Raw genomic sequence first — 15388 nt, 5'->3', positions numbered from 1 at the left:
GTCACTTACCAGCCTTTCCGACCTTGCGGCGGATCTGCTCGCCGGCGTAACGAACGCCCTTGCCCTTGTAGGGCTCGGGCTTGCGGAGCTTGCGGATGTTGGCCGCGACCTCTCCGACGAGCTGCTTGTCGATCCCGGCCACGCCCAGCTTGGTCTGGCTCTCGACGTTGAACGTGATGCCCTCGGGGGCGTCGAACACGATCACGTGCGAGTAGCCGAGCTGGAACTCGAGCTGGGTGGGGCCCTTCGACAGGACGCGGTAACCCACGCCCACGATCTCGAGCTTCTTCTCGTACCCCTCGGTGACGCCCTGGACCATGTTGCTGATCAGGGTGCGCGTGAGGCCGTGCAGGGCACGGCTCTCGCGCTCGTCGTCGGGGCGCTTGACGTCCAGGACGCCGTCGTTGCGCTCGACCGTGATCGGAGCGGCGACGGTGTGCGACAGGGTGCCCTTCGGCCCCTTGACGGTCACCCGGGAGTCGTCGATGGCCACGTCCACGCCGGACGGGACCGGGATGGGGAGCTTGCCAATGCGCGACATGCTGGTGTTCTCCTTCTCGGTCTCGTCGTTACCAGACGTAGGCGAGGACTTCCCCACCTACGCCCTTCTGGTTGGCCTGGCGGTCGGTCAGCAGTCCCTGGCTCGTCGAGATGATCGCGACGCCCAGGCCGCCGAGCACCTTCGGGAGACCCGTGTGCTTGGCGTAGACCCGGAGACCGGGCTTGCTGATGCGTCGGACGCCGGCGATCGAGCGCTCGCGGTTGCGGCCGTACTTGAGGGTGATGGTCAGCGTGCGGCCGACCTCGCCCTCGGCGGGCTCCTTCACGTCGAACGACGTGATGTAGCCCTCCTGCTTGAGGATCTCGGCGACGCCCTGCTTGAGCTTGCTGTAGGGCATGGTCACCGCGTCGTGGTACGCCTGGTTGGCGTTGCGCAGACGAGTCAGCATGTCTGCGATCGGGTCAGTCATCGTCATGGCCGGATGGCCCTTTCTTCCTGTGGTTTCCCACCGACATCTTCGGTGGGACCTTCAGCGGTTGTGGGTGGTGTTACCAGGAGGACTTGGTGACGCCGGGCAGCTCGCCGCGGTGCGCCATCTCGCGCAGGCAGATCCGGCACAGGCCGAACTTCCTGTACACGGCCTTGGGGCGGCCGCAGCGCTGGCACCGGGTGTAGCCCCGGACCGCGAACTTCGGCTTGCGGGCGGCCTTGACCTTGAGCGCGGTCTTTGCCATGTCAGTTCTCCTTGAAGGGGAAGCCGAGCTGCTTGAGCAGCGCGCGGCCCTCCTCGTCGTTGGTGGCGGTGGTGACGATCGTGATGTCCATGCCCCGCTGACGGTCGACCTTGTCCTGGTCGATCTCGTGGAACATGACCTGCTCGGTCAGGCCGAACGTGTAGTTGCCCTTGCCGTCGAACTGCTTGGGCGACAGGCCGCGGAAGTCACGGATGCGCGGGAGCGCCAGCGACAGCAGACGGTCCAGGAACTCCCACATCCGGTCGCCGCGCAGCGTGGTGTGCGCACCGATCGGCATGCCCTCGCGGAGCTTGAACTGCGCGATGGACTTGCGCGCCTTGGTCACGAGCGGCTTCTGGCCCGTGATGGCGGTGAGGTCCTTGATGGCGCCCTCGATCAGCTTCGAGTCGCGAGCGGCCTCGCCGACACCCATGTTGACCACGATCTTGGTCAGGCCGGGCACCTTCATGACGTTCTTGATCTCGAACTCCGACTGCAGCGAGGGGAGGATCTCCTCGCGGTAGCGGGTCTTGAGACGGGGCGTGACCTTCTCGGTCGCCTCGGGGGTCTCGGTGCTCATCAGATTTCCTTGCCGGTCTTGCGCGAGATGCGGACGCTGCGCGTCGAGGGGTACGTCGAGCCGTCGGGACGGCGCTTGGTGACCTCGTCACGGCGGAAGCCGATCCGGGTCACGCCGTCGCCCTCGACGAGCATGACGTTGGAGACGTGGATCGGGGCCTCGGTCGTGATGATCCCGCCGGTGGTGCCGGCGCGACCGCCCTGGTTGACGACCTTGGTGTGCTTCTTGATCCGGTTGACACCCTCGACGATCACCCGCTGCTCCTCGCGGAGCACCTTGATGATCTTGCCTTCGGCGCCCTTGTCCTTGCCGGCGATCACCTTGACGGTGTCACCCTTCTTCAGGTTCACGGTGTGCTTGTCCTTGGCCATCAGAGCACCTCCGGCGCCAGCGAGATGATCTTCATGAACTTCTTGTCGCGCAGCTCGCGGCCCACGGGGCCGAAGATGCGGGTGCCTCGCGGCTCGCCGTCCGTCTTGAGGATCACGGCGGCGTTCTCGTCGAAGCGGATGTAGGAACCGTCCGGGCGGCGGCGCTCCTTGACGGTGCGAACGATGACCGCCTTCACGACGTCACCCTTCTTCACGTTGCCCCCGGGGATCGCGTCCTTCACGGTGGCGACGATGACGTCGCCGATACCGGCGTAGCGTCGACCAGAGCCTCCGAGAACACGGATGCAGAGGATCTCCTTCGCACCGGTGTTGTCGGCGACCTTGAGTCGCGACTCCTGCTGGATCATCAGTCTCTCCTTGTCGAGCTGGTTCTCGTCGCCTGGGCGGCGAGCCTTGCCGAACGGTTGTCAGTTGCGGGCGGTGGCCCGGGGGTTACTTGGCCTTCTCGAGGATCTGGACGACGCGCCAGCGCTTGGTGGCCGACAGCGGACGCGTCTCCATGAGGAGGACGCGGTCGCCGATGCCGCACTCGTTGGCCTCGTCGTGCGCCTTGAGCTTGCTCGTGCGGCGCAGGACCTTGCCGTAGAGGGCGTGCTTGACGCGGTCCTCGACGGACACGACCACGGTCTTGTCCATCTTGTCGCTGACGACCAGGCCCTCGCGGACCTTGCGGGCGTTGCGCTCAGCCGTGGGCGTCTCGGCGCTGGTGGGCTGCTCGCTCATGCGCTCGCCTCTTCCTTGTCGTCGTTGCCCGGGGCCGACCGGATGCCGAGCTCGCGCTCACGCACCACGGTGTAGATCCGGGCGATGTCCTTCTTGACCGTGTTGAGCCGACCGTGGCTCTCCAGCTGGCCGGTGGCCGCCTGGAAGCGCAGGTTGAACAGCTCTTCCTTGCACTCGCGGAGCCTCGCCTCGAGGTCGACCGCGTTGAGCTCGTCGAGCTCGTGGGCCTTGAGTCCCTGAGCCATCAGAATTCACCCGCCTCTCGCGAGATGAACCGGCACTTCATCGGAAGCTTGTGCATCGCGCGGCGCATGGCCTCGCGTGCGGTCGTCTCGTCGACGCCGGAAAGTTCGAACATGACACGGCCGGGCTTCACGTTGGCGATCCACCACTCCGGGGAACCCTTGCCGGAGCCCATGCGGGTCTCGGCAGGCTTCTTGGTCAGCGGGCGGTCGGGGTAGATGTTGATCCACACCTTTCCGCCTCGCTTGATGTGACGGGTCATCGCGATACGGGCCGACTCGATCTGTCGGTTGGTCACGTAGTGACCCTCGATCGCCTGGATCCCGAACTCGCCGAACGCGAGCTTGGTCCCGCCCTTGGCCGCACCCCGACGGTTGGGGTGGTGCTGCTTGCGGTGCTTGACACGACGCGGCATCAACATGGTCAGGACTCCGTTCCGGACGCGGCAGCGCCCTCGGCGGGAGCGGCGGCGACGGCCTCGGCCGGAGCCTCGGTCGCAGCCGGCGCGGACTCACGGTCGTTGCGGGTCGGGCGCGAGCCACGGCTCGGGCGCTCGCCACCGCGAGTGGGACGACCGGCGCTGCCACCGCGACCGGGGACCCCGGCGCGGGCGGCGGCCTGGGCCTGGCGCTCGGCACGGGTGCCGGCGACCTCGCCCTTGTAGATCCAGACCTTCACGCCGATGCGGCCGAAGGTGGTCTTGGCCTCGTAGAAGCCGTAGTCGATGTCGGCACGCAGCGTGTGCAGCGGGACGCGACCCTCGCGGTAGAACTCCGTGCGCGACATCTCGGCGCCGTTGAGGCGGCCCGAGCACTGGATGCGGATGCCCTTGGCACCGGAGCGCATCGAGGTCTGCATGGCCTTCTTCATGGCGCGACGGAACTGCACGCGACCGGACAGCTGCTCGGCCACACCCTGGGCGACCAGCTGGGCGTCGACCTCGGGGTTCTTGACCTCGAGGATGTTCAGCTGGACCTGCTTGCCGGTGAGCTTCTCGAGCTCGCCGCGGATGCGGTCGGCCTCGGCGCCGCGGCGACCGATGACGATCCCGGGGCGGGCGGTGTGGATGTCCACGCGGACCCGGTCACGGGTGCGCTCGATCTCGACCTTGGAGATGCCGGCCCGCTCCATGCCCTTGGAGAGCAGCTTGCGGATGGCGACGTCCTCGCCGACGTAGGCCTTGTAGAGCTTGTCGGCGTACCACCGGGACTTGTGGTCCGTGGAGATACCGAGCCGGAAGCCGTTCGGGTTGATTTTCTGGCCCATCAGGCACTCTTTCCGTTCTTGAGGGTCCGCTTGTCCTTGGCGGCCGCGACCACGCCGGCGGGCTGGACCGCCAGGGTGATGTGGCTGGTGCGCTTGTTGATCCGCGTCGCACGGCCCTGGGCGCGGGGACGCCAGCGCTTCATCGTCGGACCCTCGTCGACCTGGGCGACGGAGACGATGAGGTCTCCGGTGTCCAGGCCCTCGGTGGTGCCGGCGTTGGCGACGGCGCTCTCGAGCACCTTGTAGACCGTCTCGGACGCGGCCTGCGGAGCGAACTGCAGCAGGGAGAGCGCCTGGTCGACGGGCATGCCGCGGACCATGTCGACGACGCGGCGGGCCTTCATGGGCGTGATCCGCACGAAGCGGGCGCTCGCGAAGGCTCCGGGCTGGTCGCCGATCAGCGACTCGCGCCGCGCGCTGGTGCGGTGGCGTTCGGTGGTGCTCATCGGCGGCGTCCCTTCCGGTCGTCCTTGACGTGCCCGCGGTAGGTGCGGGTCGGGGCGAACTCGCCCAGCTTGTGGCCGACCATGGCGTCGGTGACGAACACCGGGACGTGCTTGCGCCCGTCGTGCACCGCGATGGTGTGGCCGATCATGTCGGGGATGATCATCGACCGGCGCGACCAGGTCTTGATGACGTTGTGGCTGCCCTTGGCGTTCTCGGCGTCCACCTTCTTCTGAAGGTGGTCGTCGATGAAGGGGCCCTTCTTCAGGCTACGAGGCATGTCAGTTACTTCCTACCCTTGCCGGACTTGCGGCGACGAATGATCTGGGAGTCGCTGGCCTTGCGCTTGCGCGTACGGCCCTCGGGCTTGCCCCAGGGGGACACCGGGTGACGTCCACCCGAGGTCTTGCCCTCGCCACCACCGTGGGGGTGGTCGACCGGGTTCATGACGACACCTCGGACGGTCGGGCGCTTGCCCTTCCAGCGCATGCGGCCGGCCTTGCCCCAGTTGATGTTGGACTGCTCGGCGTTGCCGACCTCGCCGACCGTGGCGCGGCAGCGCACGTCGACGAACCGCATCTCGCCCGAGGGCATGCGGAGCGTGGCGCGGCTTCCCTCACGGGCGACCAGCTGGGCGCTGTTGCCGGCGGAGCGGGCGATCTTGGCCCCGCCGCCGGGACGCAGCTCCACGGCGTGGATGGTCGTACCGACCGGGATGTTGCGCAGCGGCAGGTTGTTGCCGGGCTTGATGTCGGCGCCGACGCCGGACTCGATCATCGTGCCCTGGCTCAGGTCCTTCGGCGCGACGATGTAGCGCTTCTCGCCGTCCGCGTAGTGCAGCAGCGCGATGCGAGCGGTGCGGTTGGGGTCGTACTCGATGTGAGCGACCTTGGCCGGCACGCCGTCCTTGTCGTAGCGACGGAAGTCGATGATCCGGTAGGCCCGCTTGTGACCGCCACCCTGGTGCCGGGTGGTGATCCGGCCCTGGTTGTTGCGGCCGCCCTTCTTGGGCAGCGGACGGGTCAGCGACTTCTCCGGCGTGGTCCGGGTGACCTCGGCGAAGTCGGCGACGGACGAGCCGCGACGGCCCGGCGTGGTCGGCTTGTACTTGCGGATAGCCATATCAGTTCCTAGTCAGGGAAGCCGGTCAGGAGACCGGTCCCCCGAAGATGTCGATGCGGTGGCCCTCGGCGAGGCTGACGATGGCGCGCTTGGTGTCCTTGCGCTTGCCCAGACCGTTGCGCGTGCGACGGGTCTTGCCGACACGGTTGATCGTGTTGACCGACGTGACCTTGACGCCGAAGATCTTCTCGACCGCGATCTTGATCTCGGTCTTGTTCGAGTCCGGGCGGACCAGGAACGTGTACTTGTTGGCGTCGAGAAGGCTGTAGCTCTTCTCGGACACCACGGGCGCGATCAGGACGTCGCGGTGGTCCTTGTGCAGCGTGCTCACTTGTCGCCCTCCTCGGCGTTCGCGTCCGACTCGGTCGCCGCGGCGGTGCCGTTCACCAGCGCGTCGTAGGCGCCCTTGGTGAAGACCACGTCGTCGGAGGCCAGCACGTCGTAGGTGTTGAGCTGGTCGACGGCCACGATGTGCACCGACGGCGCGTTGCGCAGCGAGAGCCAGGTGAGGCTGTCGTTGCGCTCGAGCACGACGAGCACGCGGGTGCGCGACGTGAGCGAGGCCAGCGCGGCGATCGCGGCACGGGTCGAGGGGACCTCGCCCGAGACCAGCGACTCCACGACGTGGATGCGCTCGTGGTGGGCCCGGTCGGAGAGGGCACCGCGCAGGGCGGCGGCCTTCATCTTCTTGGGGGTGCGCTGGTCGTAGTCACGCGGCTTGGGGCCGTGGACGACGCCACCGCCGGCGAACTGCGGCGCGCGGGTCGAGCCCTGGCGGGCGCGGCCGGTGCCCTTCTGCTTGTAGGGCTTGCGACCGCCACCGCGGACCTCGCCCCGACGCTTGGTCGAGTGCGTGCCCTGGCGGGCGGCGGCCTGCTGCGCCACCACGACCTGGTGGATCAGCGGGATGTTGACCTTGGCGTCGAAGATCTCGGCGGGAAGGTCGACCTGGACGGTCGTGGCCTTGCCGGCGTCGGCCTTCTTGCTCGGGGCCGCCTTCTTGCTGGCGGCCTTCTTGCTCGGGGCCGCCTTCTTGCTCGCGGCCTTCTCGGTGGTGCTCTCCTCGGTCGCCATCTCAGGCCTCCTGGCTCTTCTTCGCAGCCGAGCGCAGGACGATGACCCCACCCTTGGGGCCGGGGACGGCACCCTTGAGGAGGATCAGGCCCTTGTCGGCGTCGACGGCGTGCACGGTGACGTTCTGGGTGGTGACGGTGTCGCTACCCATGCGGCCGGCCATGCGAGTGCCCTTGAACACGCGGCCCGGCGTGGCGCAGGCGCCGATCGAACCGGGCTTGCGGTGGTTGCGGTGGGCACCGTGGGAGGCGCCGACGCCGTGGAAGCCGTGCAGCTTCATGACACCGGCGAAGCCCTTGCCCTTGCTCGTGCCGGTGACGTCGATGACGTCGCCCGCGGCGAAGGTGTCGACCGGGAGCTCCTGGCCGACGGTGTAGGACGCGGCGTCGGAGGTGCGGATCTCGACCACGTGGCGGCGCGGCGTGGTGCCGGCCTTGGCGAAGTGTCCGGCCTGCGGCTTGTTGACCTTGCGACCCTCGATCTCGCCGAACCCGACCTGGATGGCGTTGTAGCCGTCCGTCTCGGGGTGGCGGACCTGGGTGATCACGTTGGTCGACGCGGCGATCACGGTGACGGGGACGATGCGGTTGTTCTCGTCCCAGAGCTGGGTCATGCCGAGCTTGGTGCCCAGCAGCCCCTTCACGTTCTTCTCAACAGTCATGGCTTGGACCTCAGAGCTTGATCTCGATGTCGACACCGGCCGGGAGGTCGAGTCGCATCAGGGAGTCGACGGTCTTGGGCGTGGGGTCGATGATGTCGATGAGGCGCTTGTGCGTGCGCATCTCGAAGTGCTCGCGGGAGTCCTTGTACTTGTGCGGCGAGCGAATCACGCAGTAGACGTTCTTCTCGGTCGGCAGCGGCACGGGGCCGGCGACCTTGGCACCCGTGCGGGTGACGGTGTCCACGATCTTGCGCGCCGAGGTGTCGATCACCTCGTGGTCATAGGCCTTGAGCCTGATGCGGATCTTCTGTCCCGCCATAGGTCTCTCTCTACCTTCTACTGGTCCACGTCGCTGTCCGGAACGTCTTCAGGTCGAATCCGTCCCGCCCTGTGCTCGCCACCCCCGTGTCCGACCCCCGCGGTCGGGCGTGTCGCGAGATTTCCTCGCAACACGGGACCAGGATCGATCTTCGGTGTTGGTGACGCCCGACGGTTCGTCGGGCTGATCGGGTCTCCAGATGCGGTGCTGACGCAGGCCTGCTACCGAAACATCGCTCCGCGAGGAGCTGGGAGACGCGATTCAGTAGTCAAGATGTGCCGCACCCCGGCGACCCGCCGGAGCAACCGGACTATCTTGGCAGATCTCTCCCACTGCGCCAAATCCGATCGACGGTGGTGGCGGACCTGCCGGCAGTCCCCCGTCATCGTGTCATCCACGGGCCGGGTGCGCGACCCCGCGCTCGGGGCTATCCCCACCCCGCGGGCCGCGCTAGCCTCGCCCGCATGACGAACGAGAACACGTTCTACTTCGACGCGGGGGCGCCGGTCAGCCGGCTGCCCGTGGTCGTGTGGGGCACCGGCAACATGGGCCGGGCGGCCATCCGCGCGGTGGACGCCCACCCCGGGCTGCGGCTCTCCGCGGTCGTGGTGGCCGACCCCGCCAAGGTGGGCCGGGACGCGGGTGAGCTGGCCGGCCTCGGGCGAGCGCTCGGTGTACCGGCCACGGACGACGCCGACGTCGCCCTCGCCGGCGCGGCCGCCGTGGCCTACATGGCCTCCGGGGACGTCCGGCCCGACGCGGCCGCCGCCGACGTGGCGGCGGCGCTGCGCGCGGGCGCCGTCGTGGTCACGCCGTCCATCTATGCCCTCTACGACCACCGCAGCGCGCCCACCGAGCTGCGCGACCCGCTGCTCCAGGCTGCCCGGGACGGCGGTGCGGCCCTGTTCGTGAGCGGCATCGACCCCGGCTGGGGCAACGACCTGCTCCCGGTGCTGGCGACCGCGCTGGCGGGCACCGTCGACCAGGTCCGCTGCCAGGAGATCTTCGACTACTCCACCTACGACGCCCCGGACTCGGTGCGGCTGCTGGTCGGCATGGGCGAGCCGATGGGCTACGAGCCGCCCATGGTGGCGCCGGGCGTGCCCACCATGGTGTGGGGCGGTCAGGTGCGGCTGATCGCCCGAGCGCTGGGCGTGGAGCTCGACGACCTCCGCGAGACCCTCGAGCGGCGACCGCTGGAGCACGACGTCACCAACACCATGGGGCTGTTCCCGGCCGGCTCGCAGGGCGCGCTGCGCTTCGAGGTCCAGGGGATCGTCGACGGCGAGCCGGTCATCGTCGTCGAGCACGTCACCCGGATCACCCGCGACGTCGCCCCCGACTGGCCGCTGCCGGCCGACGGCGGCGACGGAGCGCACCGCGTCGTGATCGAGGGCCGCCCCCGCATCGAGCTCAGCCTCGAGGCGACCGACGAGGGCGGCAACCGCGCGGCCGGAGGCAACGCGACGGCCGCCAACCGGCTCGTCAACGCGATCCCGTGGCTGCGGGGTGCGGAGCCAGGTCTCTACGACGGCCTCGAGGTCCCCCTCTCCCCCGCCTCCGGCCGTCTGGGCCGGGCTCGTCCCGCGACGGGCACCGACACCGCAACGACAGGAGAACGCGCATGATCATCGACGTCCCCGAGGGCAAGGACCCGATCCTCTACGTGTGGGGTGAGATGGTGCCGGGCATCGGCCCGGCCGCCTCCCGCTTCGCCACCAGCGTCTACGCCGACGGCACGCTCGGGCTGCGCGAGTTCGAGGCCGCCCGGCTGCGGGTCGCGCAGATCAACGGCTGCCTGTTCTGCCAGGACTGGCGCACGGAGAAGGACGGCGTCAAGGTCGAGGACGGCTTCGCCGAGGCGGTGACGCAGTGGCGCACCACCGGCGACTTCGACGAGCGCACCCGCCTGGCCGCGGAGTACGCCGAGCGGTACTCCCTGGACCATCACGGGCTCGACGACGGCTTCTGGACGCGGATGAAGGCCGCCTACTCCGACCGCGAGATCGTGGAGCTGTCGATGTGCCTGGGCTCGTGGATCGCCTTCGGGCGCCTCAACCGCGTGCTGGGCCTGGACGTGGCCTGCGTGCTCCCCGAGCACGCGACGAGGCGCGCGGAGGCCTGAGCCGCGCGGTCGGCCCCCGCCCGTCACCTGACAGGATGAGCGCGACGAGGGGGAGCGATGTCGGGCTACGAGCACTTTCCGCCGCCGGGTGCGCCGGTCGGTGAGCCCGCGACGCCTCCCCCGCCCGGCTGGGCGCCGCCGTCCAGCACGACGTCCGACCGGCAGCGGCCCTGGACCCCGCCCGTCGGCATGCTCGGGGCGGCCCACAAGCCGGGGGTCATCCCGTTGCGGCCGCTCGGGCTCGGCGACCTCTACGACGCGTCGTTCCGGGTCATCCGGTTCAACCCCCAGGCCACCGTCGGGGTGGCCGTCCTGGTCGCGGCCCTCACCATGGCGGTGCCGGTGCTCGTCACCGCGGTGCTCACCTTCACGCTGGGACTGACCATCGACGAGAGCAGCGAGGGCGTCGGGGACACCGTGAGCTCCTGGAGCACGCTGACCAGCGCGCTGATGCTGCAGGTGTCGCTCGTGTTCGTGACGGCCTGCGTGGCCCACGTGGTCTCCCAGGCCGCGATCGGCCGACGCACCACGCTCGCGGCCACCTGGGCGGCCACCCGTGGTCGGCGCTGGCGGCTGGTCGGGCTCTCCCTCCTGGTGCTGGTGTCCTTCCTCGCGATCATCGTCGGCTACGTCGTCGCCTGGGTCCTGGTGGTGGAGCTCACCGACGGGGCGGTGCTGCCGCTCCTCTTCGGGTTCGTGTCGGTGCCGGCGTTCCTGGCCCTGATGGGCTGGGTGTGGATCCGGCTCCTCTACCTCCCCGCACCCGTGCTCGTGCTCGAGCAGGTCGGGATGCTCCGCGCCATCGGCCGCGGCTACCGCCTGTCGGCGCGGCAGACCTGGCGCACGCTCGGCATCGCGCTGCTCACGCTGCTGATCACGGTCGTCGCCGCACAGATGCTCGCCGTGCCGTTCAGCGTGGCGGGCCTGCTGCTCAGCGACGTCGTCGACCCGGCCCACTCCGCGCTGGTGCTGGTCGTCAGCCAGGCGCTCGCGACGGTGGCCGCGGCGGCGTTCGCCGGTCCGTTCACGGCCGCCGTCGTCTCCCTGCAGTACGTCGACCTGCGCATGCGCAAGGAGGGCTACGACGTCGAGCTCATGGCGCGCGCCGGGGTCCTCGGCCGGTGACCCGCCTCGACGCGCTCGCTCCGGCGCTGGCCGGCCGGCTCCCGGACCCGCCCCTGGACCCGACGCCCGACGAGGCGCGCTCGCTGCTGCGGCGCGAGCTCCTCGCGCCGGACTACCACGACCAGGACGTCGTGCGGCGCGTGCTCGACTGGATCGCGCGCCAGGTCGACGGCGGGACCCAGAGCGCCGGCGGCGCCCCGGGGCTGCAGACCTTCGCGGTGATGGTCGTCGTGGTGCTGCTGGTGGGCGGCCTGGCGTTCCTCCTCTCCCGCATCCGGCGCACCGCACGCGCCACCGACGAGGAGCAGCCGCTCCTGACCGGCGAGGACGTCACCTCCGCGGAGCTGCGCGCCCGCGCCCGGACCGCGCTCGAGGAGGAGCGCTACGAGGACGCGGTCGTCGACGCCTTCCGGGCGCTCGCCCTGCGCCAGGTCGAGCGCGGGCGCCTCGACGACGCGCCGGGCGCCACGGCCCACGAGGTCGCGCTCGCCCTCGGCGCGGCGCAGCCGGAGCGGCGCACGCGCGTGGACGCCAGCGCCCGGCTGTTCGACTCCGTCCTCTACGGCGACCGCCCGGCCACCCGCGAGCAGGCCATGGGCGTGCTGGCGCTCGACGACGAGCTGGCGGGCGCGCGATGAGCACCGGGACGGCCGCGCCGGCCCGGGCCGTGCCGGGCACCGAGGGTGGCGGCAGGCTGCGGCGGCACCGCTTCACGCTGCTGATCGTGCTCGGCCTGGTCGCCGCCGTGCTCGTGGTCGTCTGGAGCGGCGGCGAGCAGAGCACGTCGACCCCGCTCGACCCGGCCAACCCCGCCCCCGAGGGGTCCCGAGCCCTGGCCCGGGTGCTCGACGACGAGGGCGTCGACGTGACGGTGGCGCGGGGAGCGGCCGAGCTCGAGCGGACCGACGCCGGCCCCGGTACGACCGTGCTGGTCACCTCCACCGACGCGCTCGGCGCCAGCACCGTCGAGCGGCTCCTCGACCACGCCGCGGGAGCCCGGATCGTCCTCGTCGAGCCGGGGCCGACCGTGGCCGACGAGGTCGGCATGGACGGCGACGCCGTGCCGGACCTCCTGGGCGACGGTCGCGACGCCGACTGCGAGGACCCGCTCTTCGCGGACCTGACGCTCGAGGTCGACACCGCCCTGTCCTACCCCGGCACCGGCTGCTTCGGGGGCGACGACGGCGGCGCCGTGCTGGTCGAGCGCGGCGACGTGAGCCTGTTCGGCGCCGGGGAGGCCCTGACCAACGACCAGGTGCTGCGCGCCGACAACGCCGCCCTGGCCCTGCGCCTGCTCGGCCAGGACCGCCGGCTGGTCTGGTACGTCGCGCAGGTCGACGACCTCGTCGCCGACGACGGGGTCAGCCTCGAGAGCCTCGCCCCCGACTGGATCCGTCCGGGCATCTGGCTGCTCGCGCTGACGCTCGCCGGTGTCGCGCTGTGGCGCGGGAGGCGGCTCGGCGCGCTGGCGACGGAGCCGCTGCCGGTCGTGGTCAAGGCCATCGAGACCACCCTGAGCCGCGGCCGCCTCTACCGCCGCGCGGGCGACCGCGAGCACGCCGCGCAGGCCCTGCGACGTGCCGCCCGGGACCGGGCCGCGGAGCGCCTGCACCTCGGCACGGTCACCGATCCGCACGCGCTGGTGCGCCACGTCGCCCAGCACGTCGGCCGACCCGAGGCCGAGATCGACGGCCTCCTCGGCCCCCACGCCCCCACCCCTGCCACCGACGCAGCCCTGATCGCTCTGGCCACCCAGCTGGCCGAGCTCGACCGAGAGGTACGCCGCACATGACCCAGAGCACCGTCCAGGACGAGGTGGCCCGCGAGCGGCTCGCCGCCGTACGCACCGAGGTCGCCAAGGCGGTCGTCGGCCAGGACGCCGCCGTGTCCGGCCTGCTCGTCGCGCTGCTGTGCGGCGGGCACGTCCTGATGGAGGGCGTGCCGGGCACGGCCAAGACCCTGCTGGTCCGAACCCTGGCGGCGGCGCTGTCGGTCGACACCCGGCGGGTGCAGTTCACCCCCGACCTGATGCCGGGCGACATCACCGGCTCGATGGTCATCGACAGCCACCAGGGGCAGCTGAGCTTCCGCGAGGGCCCGGTCTTCACCAACCTCCTGCTCGCCGACGAGATCAACCGCACCCCGCCCAAGACCCAGTCGGCGCTGCTCGAGGCCATGGAGGAGGGACAGGTGTCCGTCGACGGCGTCTCGCACGCGCTGCCGCGGCCGTTCCTGGTCGCCGCGACCCAGAACCCGGTGGAGTACGAGGGCACCTACCCGCTTCCCGAGGCCCAGCTCGACCGCTTCCTGATCAAGGTCGTGCTGCCGATCCCCCAGCGCGAGCAGGAGCTGGAGATCCTGCGGCGCCACGCCGCCGGCTTCGACCCGCGCGACGTCGCCGGCGCCGGGGTCACCGCGGTCGCCGGCGCCGAGGACATCGCAGCCGGGCAGGCCGCCGTCCGCACGGTGCAGGTCTCTCCCGAGGTCGCCGGCTACATCGTCGACATCGCCCGCGCCACCCGGGAGTCGCCGTCGCTCAGCCTGGGCGTCAGCCCCCGGGGCGCGACGGCGCTGCTGCGCGCCGCCCGCGCCTGGGCGTGGCTCGTCGGACGCGACTTCGTCACCCCCGACGACGTGAAGTCCCTCGCGCACGCCACCCTCGTCCACCGGCTGGGGCTGCGCCCCGAGGCCGAGCTGGAGGGAGTGGACGTCGGCCAGGTCCTGGCCTCGGCGCTCGGCTCGGTGCCGGTCCCCCGATGACGTGTCGACGGTGAGCCGCTGATGGCGATCTCCGGCCGGACCCCGCTGCTCCTGCTGCTGGGCATGGTCGCGGTGGTGCTGCGGCCGAGCGTCTCGACGGTCTTCCTCTGGCTGCTCCTCGTGCTGCTCCTGGTGACGGCCGACTGGCTGCTGGCACCGCGCACCTCGACGCTCGCGTGGGCCCGACGGCCGACCGGTGCGGTGCGGATGGGCCACCCCACCGAGACGGTGCTGGTGGCCACCAACGGGTCGACCCGACGGGTGCGTGCGCTGGTGCGCGACGCCTGGCAGCCCAGCGCCGGCGCCGTCGGCAACCGTCACCGGCTCGCGCTCGGCCCCGGGGACCGCGCCCTGCTCAGCACGCCGTTGCGGCCGCGCCGGCGCGGCGACCTGCGCGCGACCGGCGTGACCGTGCGCATCACCGGCCCGCTGGGCCTCGCCGCCCGGCAGCGCACGGTCGGCGTCGAGGGCACCGTGCGCAGCCTGCCGCCGTTCGAGTCGCGCAAGCACCTGCCCTCCCGGCTCGCGCGGCTGCGTGACCTCGACGGCCGCTCCGCCGTGCGCGTGCGCGGTCAGGGCACGGAGTTCGACTCCCTGCGCGAGTACGTCCGAGGAGATGACGTCCGCTCCATCGACTGGCGCGCCTCCGCGCGCAACCGCAACGTCGTGGTGCGCACCTGGCAGCCCGAGCGCGACCGCCGCGTCGTCCTGGTGCTGGACACCTCCCGCACGTCGGCCGGCCGGGTGGAGGACGTGCCGCGGCTCGACTCCGCCATGGACGCCTCGCTGCTGCTCGCCGCCCTGGCCGCGCGCGCGGGCGACCGGATCGACTTCGTGGCCGGCGACCGACGGGTGCGTTCCCGCCTGCGCTCGGCCGGGTCGCTCGACGTCGCCGCCCGCCTGCAGGAGACGATGGCCGACCTGGAGCCGGTGATCGCGGAGGCCGACTGGAACGCGCTGGTCGGGGCCGTGCAGGGCATGGGCCGCCAGCGCGCACTCGTCGTGCTGCTGACCCCGCTCGAGCCCTCGGCCATCGAGGAAGGGCTCCTCGCCGTGCTGCCGGCGCTGACCCGCCACCACCGGGTGGTGCTCGCGTCGGTGCGCGACCCCGCCCTCGACCGGCTGGCCGCGGCACGCGCGAGCATCGACGACGTCTACGACGCGGCCGCTGCCGAGCAGGTCCTCGGCCGTCGTCGGCGTACGGCGGACCTGCTGCGGACCCTCGGCGTCGACGTCATCGACGCCGACGCCGACCGGCTACCACCGGCCCTCGCCGACCACTACCTGCACCTGAAGGCGCAGGGCCTGCTGTAGGGAC

Annotated in this window: 24 protein-coding genes; 7 read left to right on the top strand and 17 right to left on the bottom strand. The window is 71.0% G+C overall.

Features of this window, described 5'->3' with window-relative positions; translation table 11 throughout:
* Position 1 precedes the first annotated feature (1 nt).
* The 17 genes from rplF to rpsJ form a co-directional block, all read right to left on the bottom strand.
* Positions 2 to 541 carry a 50S ribosomal protein L6 gene (gene rplF / locus IRQ30_RS13955; protein WP_193609639.1) on the bottom strand — a complete coding sequence of 180 codons (540 nt, stop codon included), beginning with the start codon at positions 539 to 541 and terminating at the stop codon, positions 2 to 4.
* A gap of 28 nt (positions 542 to 569) precedes the next feature.
* Complete coding sequence (rpsH, locus tag IRQ30_RS13950) at positions 570 to 977, bottom strand: 30S ribosomal protein S8 (protein ID WP_091025724.1); 408 nt, start codon at positions 975 to 977, stop codon at positions 570 to 572.
* Positions 978 to 1050: 73 nt separating this feature from the next.
* Positions 1051 to 1236, bottom strand: coding sequence for a type Z 30S ribosomal protein S14 (locus IRQ30_RS13945; RefSeq protein WP_011757321.1), 186 nt, complete (start codon positions 1234 to 1236; stop codon positions 1051 to 1053).
* Position 1237: 1 nt separating this feature from the next.
* A complete protein-coding gene (gene rplE, locus IRQ30_RS13940) occupies positions 1238 to 1816 on the bottom strand; it encodes a 50S ribosomal protein L5 (RefSeq protein ID WP_193609640.1) in 579 nt (192 codons plus the stop codon).
* Positions 1816 to 2187: a 50S ribosomal protein L24 gene (rplX, locus tag IRQ30_RS13935; protein ID WP_209021735.1), complete on the bottom strand. Its 372-nt coding sequence runs from the start codon at positions 2185 to 2187 to the stop codon at positions 1816 to 1818. The genes rplE and rplX overlap by 1 nt, the downstream gene beginning before the upstream one ends.
* On the bottom strand, positions 2187 to 2555 hold the full coding sequence (rplN, locus tag IRQ30_RS13930; protein ID WP_134738160.1) for a 50S ribosomal protein L14: 369 nt from the start codon (positions 2553 to 2555) through the stop codon (positions 2187 to 2189). Before rplN ends, rplX begins: the two co-directional genes overlap by 1 nt.
* 85 nt (positions 2556 to 2640) lie before the next feature.
* Positions 2641 to 2931 carry a 30S ribosomal protein S17 gene (gene rpsQ, locus IRQ30_RS13925; protein WP_193609641.1) on the bottom strand — a complete coding sequence of 97 codons (291 nt, stop codon included), beginning with the start codon at positions 2929 to 2931 and terminating at the stop codon, positions 2641 to 2643.
* Entirely contained in the window at positions 2928 to 3176 is a 249-nt protein-coding gene (gene rpmC / locus IRQ30_RS13920) for a 50S ribosomal protein L29 (protein WP_193609642.1), read from the bottom strand. Before rpmC ends, rpsQ begins: the two co-directional genes overlap by 4 nt.
* On the bottom strand, positions 3176 to 3595 hold the full coding sequence (rplP, locus tag IRQ30_RS13915) for a 50S ribosomal protein L16 (protein ID WP_091025719.1): 420 nt from the start codon (positions 3593 to 3595) through the stop codon (positions 3176 to 3178). Before rplP ends, rpmC begins: the two co-directional genes overlap by 1 nt.
* Positions 3596 to 3597: 2 nt before the next feature.
* The gene (gene rpsC, locus IRQ30_RS13910; RefSeq protein WP_193609643.1) at positions 3598 to 4440 is read right to left on the bottom strand and encodes a 30S ribosomal protein S3; all 843 of its coding nucleotides are present in this window, start codon (positions 4438 to 4440) and stop codon (positions 3598 to 3600) included.
* Entirely contained in the window at positions 4440 to 4886 is a 447-nt protein-coding gene (rplV, locus tag IRQ30_RS13905) for a 50S ribosomal protein L22 (protein ID WP_193613517.1), read from the bottom strand. Before rplV ends, rpsC begins: the two co-directional genes overlap by 1 nt.
* On the bottom strand, positions 4883 to 5164 hold the full coding sequence (rpsS, locus tag IRQ30_RS13900) for a 30S ribosomal protein S19 (protein WP_028644799.1): 282 nt from the start codon (positions 5162 to 5164) through the stop codon (positions 4883 to 4885). The genes rplV and rpsS overlap by 4 nt, the downstream gene beginning before the upstream one ends.
* 5 nt (positions 5165 to 5169) lie before the next feature.
* Positions 5170 to 6006: a 50S ribosomal protein L2 gene (gene rplB / locus IRQ30_RS13895; protein ID WP_193609645.1), complete on the bottom strand. Its 837-nt coding sequence runs from the start codon at positions 6004 to 6006 to the stop codon at positions 5170 to 5172.
* 25 nt (positions 6007 to 6031) lie between these two features.
* The gene (gene rplW / locus IRQ30_RS13890; RefSeq protein ID WP_134738154.1) at positions 6032 to 6337 is read right to left on the bottom strand and encodes a 50S ribosomal protein L23; all 306 of its coding nucleotides are present in this window, start codon (positions 6335 to 6337) and stop codon (positions 6032 to 6034) included.
* Positions 6334 to 7080, bottom strand: coding sequence for a 50S ribosomal protein L4 (gene rplD / locus IRQ30_RS13885; protein ID WP_193609646.1), 747 nt, complete (start codon positions 7078 to 7080; stop codon positions 6334 to 6336). The genes rplW and rplD overlap by 4 nt, the downstream gene beginning before the upstream one ends.
* Before the next feature lies 1 nt (position 7081).
* Positions 7082 to 7741 (bottom strand): 50S ribosomal protein L3, encoded by a 660-nt coding sequence (gene rplC / locus IRQ30_RS13880; RefSeq protein WP_193609647.1) that lies wholly within the window; start codon positions 7739 to 7741, stop codon positions 7082 to 7084.
* Positions 7742 to 7751: 10 nt separating this feature from the next.
* Positions 7752 to 8060 carry a 30S ribosomal protein S10 gene (gene rpsJ, locus IRQ30_RS13875; RefSeq protein WP_008360994.1) on the bottom strand — a complete coding sequence of 103 codons (309 nt, stop codon included), beginning with the start codon at positions 8058 to 8060 and terminating at the stop codon, positions 7752 to 7754.
* 464 nt (positions 8061 to 8524) lie between these two features.
* On the opposite strand from rpsJ, the gene IRQ30_RS13870 reads away from it, so the two are divergent.
* The 7 genes from IRQ30_RS13870 to IRQ30_RS13840 are packed head-to-tail and all read left to right on the top strand — an operon-like array spanning position 8525 to position 15384.
* Positions 8525 to 9688, top strand: a complete 1164-nt coding sequence (locus tag IRQ30_RS13870; protein ID WP_193613515.1) for an NAD(P)H-dependent amine dehydrogenase family protein — start codon at positions 8525 to 8527, stop codon at positions 9686 to 9688.
* The gene (locus IRQ30_RS13865; protein ID WP_193613514.1) at positions 9685 to 10185 is read left to right on the top strand and encodes a carboxymuconolactone decarboxylase family protein; all 501 of its coding nucleotides are present in this window, start codon (positions 9685 to 9687) and stop codon (positions 10183 to 10185) included. The genes IRQ30_RS13870 and IRQ30_RS13865 overlap by 4 nt, the downstream gene beginning before the upstream one ends.
* 57 nt (positions 10186 to 10242) lie before the next feature.
* The gene (locus IRQ30_RS13860; RefSeq protein WP_193613512.1) at positions 10243 to 11310 is read left to right on the top strand and encodes a hypothetical protein; all 1068 of its coding nucleotides are present in this window, start codon (positions 10243 to 10245) and stop codon (positions 11308 to 11310) included.
* The gene (locus IRQ30_RS24220; protein WP_193613510.1) at positions 11307 to 11948 is read left to right on the top strand and encodes a DUF4129 domain-containing protein; all 642 of its coding nucleotides are present in this window, start codon (positions 11307 to 11309) and stop codon (positions 11946 to 11948) included. The genes IRQ30_RS13860 and IRQ30_RS24220 overlap by 4 nt, the downstream gene beginning before the upstream one ends.
* A complete protein-coding gene (locus IRQ30_RS13850; protein ID WP_193613508.1) occupies positions 11945 to 13102 on the top strand; it encodes a DUF4350 domain-containing protein in 1158 nt (385 codons plus the stop codon). Before IRQ30_RS24220 ends, IRQ30_RS13850 begins: the two co-directional genes overlap by 4 nt.
* Positions 13099 to 14070 carry an AAA family ATPase gene (locus tag IRQ30_RS13845; protein ID WP_193609653.1) on the top strand — a complete coding sequence of 324 codons (972 nt, stop codon included), beginning with the start codon at positions 13099 to 13101 and terminating at the stop codon, positions 14068 to 14070. The genes IRQ30_RS13850 and IRQ30_RS13845 overlap by 4 nt, the downstream gene beginning before the upstream one ends.
* Positions 14071 to 14091: 21 nt before the next feature.
* On the top strand, positions 14092 to 15384 hold the full coding sequence (locus tag IRQ30_RS13840) for a DUF58 domain-containing protein (protein ID WP_193609654.1): 1293 nt from the start codon (positions 14092 to 14094) through the stop codon (positions 15382 to 15384).
* The last annotated feature ends 4 nt before the right edge of the window (positions 15385 to 15388 follow it).

This window comes from Nocardioides lijunqiniae (assembly GCF_015024225.1).
GTDB classification, from domain to species: Bacteria; Actinomycetota; Actinomycetes; order Propionibacteriales; family Nocardioidaceae; genus Nocardioides; species Nocardioides lijunqiniae.
Note: the sequence above shows the minus strand (reverse complement) of the source record. Positions and strands in the feature narration are given on the sequence as shown.

What these genes read in the sequence shown, in the direction of transcription:
- rpsS (WP_028644799.1), bottom strand. Translation starts at nt 5,164, where the DNA reads ATGCCTCGTAGCCTGAAGAAGGGCCCCTTCATCGACGACCACCTTCAG.
- IRQ30_RS13870 (WP_193613515.1), top strand. Translation starts at nt 8,525, where the DNA reads ATGACGAACGAGAACACGTTCTACTTCGACGCGGGGGCGCCGGTCAGC.
- rpsQ (WP_193609641.1), bottom strand. Translation starts at nt 2,931, where the DNA reads ATGAGCGAGCAGCCCACCAGCGCCGAGACGCCCACGGCTGAGCGCAAC.
- rplV (WP_193613517.1), bottom strand. Translation starts at nt 4,886, where the DNA reads ATGAGCACCACCGAACGCCACCGCACCAGCGCGCGGCGCGAGTCGCTG.
- rplX (WP_209021735.1), bottom strand. Translation starts at nt 2,187, where the DNA reads ATGGCCAAGGACAAGCACACCGTGAACCTGAAGAAGGGTGACACCGTC.
- IRQ30_RS13840 (WP_193609654.1), top strand. Translation starts at nt 14,092, where the DNA reads ATGGCGATCTCCGGCCGGACCCCGCTGCTCCTGCTGCTGGGCATGGTC.
- rpsH (WP_091025724.1), bottom strand. Translation starts at nt 977, where the DNA reads ATGACGATGACTGACCCGATCGCAGACATGCTGACTCGTCTGCGCAAC.
- IRQ30_RS13850 (WP_193613508.1), top strand. Translation starts at nt 11,945, where the DNA reads ATGAGCACCGGGACGGCCGCGCCGGCCCGGGCCGTGCCGGGCACCGAG.
- rpsC (WP_193609643.1), bottom strand. Translation starts at nt 4,440, where the DNA reads ATGGGCCAGAAAATCAACCCGAACGGCTTCCGGCTCGGTATCTCCACG.
- IRQ30_RS13845 (WP_193609653.1), top strand. Translation starts at nt 13,099, where the DNA reads ATGACCCAGAGCACCGTCCAGGACGAGGTGGCCCGCGAGCGGCTCGCC.
- IRQ30_RS13945 (WP_011757321.1), bottom strand. Translation starts at nt 1,236, where the DNA reads ATGGCAAAGACCGCGCTCAAGGTCAAGGCCGCCCGCAAGCCGAAGTTC.
- rplC (WP_193609647.1), bottom strand. Translation starts at nt 7,741, where the DNA reads ATGACTGTTGAGAAGAACGTGAAGGGGCTGCTGGGCACCAAGCTCGGC.
- rplD (WP_193609646.1), bottom strand. Translation starts at nt 7,080, where the DNA reads ATGGCGACCGAGGAGAGCACCACCGAGAAGGCCGCGAGCAAGAAGGCG.
- rpsJ (WP_008360994.1), bottom strand. Translation starts at nt 8,060, where the DNA reads ATGGCGGGACAGAAGATCCGCATCAGGCTCAAGGCCTATGACCACGAG.
- IRQ30_RS13865 (WP_193613514.1), top strand. Translation starts at nt 9,685, where the DNA reads ATGATCATCGACGTCCCCGAGGGCAAGGACCCGATCCTCTACGTGTGG.
- IRQ30_RS13860 (WP_193613512.1), top strand. Translation starts at nt 10,243, where the DNA reads ATGTCGGGCTACGAGCACTTTCCGCCGCCGGGTGCGCCGGTCGGTGAG.
- rplF (WP_193609639.1), bottom strand. Translation starts at nt 541, where the DNA reads ATGTCGCGCATTGGCAAGCTCCCCATCCCGGTCCCGTCCGGCGTGGAC.
- rplP (WP_091025719.1), bottom strand. Translation starts at nt 3,595, where the DNA reads ATGTTGATGCCGCGTCGTGTCAAGCACCGCAAGCAGCACCACCCCAAC.
- rplN (WP_134738160.1), bottom strand. Translation starts at nt 2,555, where the DNA reads ATGATCCAGCAGGAGTCGCGACTCAAGGTCGCCGACAACACCGGTGCG.
- rpmC (WP_193609642.1), bottom strand. Translation starts at nt 3,176, where the DNA reads ATGGCTCAGGGACTCAAGGCCCACGAGCTCGACGAGCTCAACGCGGTC.
- rplB (WP_193609645.1), bottom strand. Translation starts at nt 6,006, where the DNA reads ATGGCTATCCGCAAGTACAAGCCGACCACGCCGGGCCGTCGCGGCTCG.
- rplE (WP_193609640.1), bottom strand. Translation starts at nt 1,816, where the DNA reads ATGAGCACCGAGACCCCCGAGGCGACCGAGAAGGTCACGCCCCGTCTC.